Genomic DNA, 2,676 nt, shown 5'->3' on the forward strand with positions numbered 1-2,676 from the left:
TACCGTATTGTTGTTTACTAATCTCTTCAAAAAGACGCTTTTTATCTTTGTTTACATCTGTTGCAGAAGATGTATTCCTATAGTCTAGTTTTACTAAAGATTTATATTCATCATTAGTTCCCGGAGCGGAACCATGTTCATTAATATAAAGATAAAAATCCACAGCCTTGTCATTTATGAATTTATCCTCTACTAAAAATACTAAATTAAAATCTTTTTTGTCTCCCTTTTTCATTTTTACCATCATAGCACTTTTACTACTTACCGGATTATCATTATTTGCTGTAAGAAGTTCTTGCCCCATTTTCCGATTAGTATCATTATAAGCTAATATGTATAGGTTTCCTAAACTTAAGACACCAAAATATCTATCTACCTCTAAACATTCTATTGTTGCACTTATAATAAAATACGAATAACCGTCTATTGTGTTTCCGTCCTTATCAACATGTCCCAAATTATCAGAATAGTTAAAGTCACCTAGTTTTTTAGAAGTTGATGTGTTATGGATTGTAAACTTATAGTATTTACTTACAATATTATCATTCTGTGTAATAACCTTTGTTCCATACCAATCCTTGCTAATACCCTCAAAAATTCGATTTTGTTCATTATTAGTTGTCGAAGATAATTTATCCTTATTTTCAGTATTTGTTGAAGCTACCTTATCATCTGCATTATTTACTACTTTGGTAGAATCATCTGTAATATTTTCTCGGGCTTTTTCTTCATTCCTAAAAACATTATTAATAAACTTAGCAAGTAAGTTATTATTTGTGGTTAAATTCAGATTCTTCGCTATACTTAAGAGCATAATTATAGCTATTATAGAAATTATAATTATTTTAATAATATTTACCTTCTTCAACTCCGTATACCTTCCTTTAATATTCTCGTGTAGTATTCAGTCTGTAAAGTATAAGACTTTAAAATTCCATTTATGGTTCTTACCACAAGTTTCATTCTACTTATTTATCTGGATTTCACTTCTACCCTTGAAAAAGTGACTACATTATACCACACTCTAATTAAGATAAAAATAGTCAAATACGATTTAGTTTATTATGCTTGACTAAATTGTATTTGACTATTTAAAATTTTATTCTTTATTTGATGGCCACAGCTTTTTCCATACTATAGAAACCACAAGAAATACATTTAGTGCAGTACAAAGATAACCCCAAACACTCCTGATTGAAGTAATTGTTCAAACATATAAACTCCTACAAAATAATATCTATAAATCTTACTTGCATATCTGTATTAAATTTTTCATTTAACAGATTCTTTCCTTATTCCTTTTGCTTTTATCAGTTCTTTTATTTCTTTCATTAGTTTATACGCCTTGTCTTTTTTGTTAATTCCAAGGCTTCGTAAATAAATCCTGCCGATTCTATTATATACGGCGTACCCTTCTGAATCAACAGCCAGCTCTGTCATATTTTCTTTACTATTTTCTGATGAAACATCAAATATATAAATATTTACGACAGAATCAGTATTTTCCAAATTATAATCGCCTTTATTAAATAACCCTTTAAAAGTTGGATATAGCTTAATTCCTCTTATAATATTGCCCATTTCTTCATTATATTCTGATAAATCATAAATATCGTTATCAACAGCAGGCTTAAAATTTCCTTCATCAAATTTCAGATATGATTTACCAAATGCAACAAATATTGCTTTCTCTCCTTTTGGTATATCCAACTCTTTAGGAATAAATAGAAAAACTACTATTGTAAATCCTGAAAGAATAACAAGCATTATTATCCATATCTTTTTCCACATAAAATTACTCCCAACCCTAACAGTTATAGTTAAATACACATATGGCATAAGGTGTCGGCTTAACTCCTTATGCCATAAACAGTTACTTATCCGTGTAAATTATATCCTCGTGGTATTGTAACTTTAAAAACTGAACCGCCAAGTGTTTTAACCTCACATACTCTTAGCTGATAAATATATGGGTTAAAGTTTATATTATTATCTTTGTATGCACGATAATTTTTACAAGCAATATTCCACCTACTGCCCTCTTTGCTAGTATAAAAAGGTGAATATCCAAATCCATTATATCGTCCTTGCTTTATAACAGGTTTCAGCTTTTTTCCAGAAACTTTTAGATGTACTACTTGTTCTAAGCATCATATCAACTATCATTCCTTTTCTTTGCTTTATAGTAAAGTACATAGTTTTTAATTAAAATCACAATCCCTCCAGCCACTAATAATGCGGAGGAGAACTTCCCTGAGGAATATCCCAAAAACCATGAATACACAAAAAGACCACAGAAAATTATTACTGCAAATACAGATAAAATCACGGCAATTTTAAATTGTCTAACTTCGTTTTTCAAGTGTAACACCTCCTCGTATTACAGAAAATCTTTTAACTGTATTATATGTTATATCATGTATATATTCTATAAAAAATAATATGTTAAACTAGTGTACTGGCACATTGATATTTAGCATTACAACAACTTCCTATCTGGAAGCTGTTGTAAACTTAGGATACAATGAATTCAACTTTACTCTGGCATCAACAGTTCGAAATTGCCAGTTGACCTTTGCTGCGAAAATATTTCGCTCGACTTCCCAGGCTGCTAATTCTTCGCGAAGATTGGTAATGGTTTTAATCCTTCGTGACAGACACTGTCTGGTCATCACA

Annotated in this window: 3 protein-coding genes and 1 pseudogene; all 4 read right to left on the reverse strand. The window is 30.0% G+C overall.

The window, feature by feature from the left end:
- Nucleotides 1-868, reverse strand: an 868-nt coding sequence (locus GCWU000282_RS13705; protein ID WP_023355762.1) for a hypothetical protein, incomplete at its 3' end; no start/stop codon positions are given.
- A gap of 404 nt (nucleotides 869-1,272) precedes the next feature.
- Nucleotides 1,273-1,791, reverse strand: coding sequence for a hypothetical protein (locus tag GCWU000282_RS13710; RefSeq protein ID WP_035041129.1), 519 nt, complete (start codon nucleotides 1,789-1,791; stop codon nucleotides 1,273-1,275).
- A gap of 364 nt (nucleotides 1,792-2,155) precedes the next feature.
- Nucleotides 2,156-2,362 carry a hypothetical protein gene (locus GCWU000282_RS13715; protein ID WP_023355764.1) on the reverse strand — a complete coding sequence of 69 codons (207 nt, stop codon included), beginning with the start codon at nucleotides 2,360-2,362 and terminating at the stop codon, nucleotides 2,156-2,158.
- 130 nt (nucleotides 2,363-2,492) lie between these two features.
- A pseudogene (locus GCWU000282_RS16855) lies at nucleotides 2,493-2,676 on the reverse strand (IS630-like element ISCARN102 family transposase); the annotation flags it as partial.

It is taken from the genome of Catonella morbi ATCC 51271, assembly GCF_000160035.2.
Classification (GTDB): Bacteria; Bacillota; Clostridia; order Lachnospirales; family Lachnospiraceae; genus Catonella; species Catonella morbi.

Coding starts and splice junctions, on each gene's coding strand:
- GCWU000282_RS13710 (WP_035041129.1), bottom strand. CDS start 1,791: ATGTGGAAAAAGATATGGATAATAATGCTTGTTATTCTTTCAGGATTT.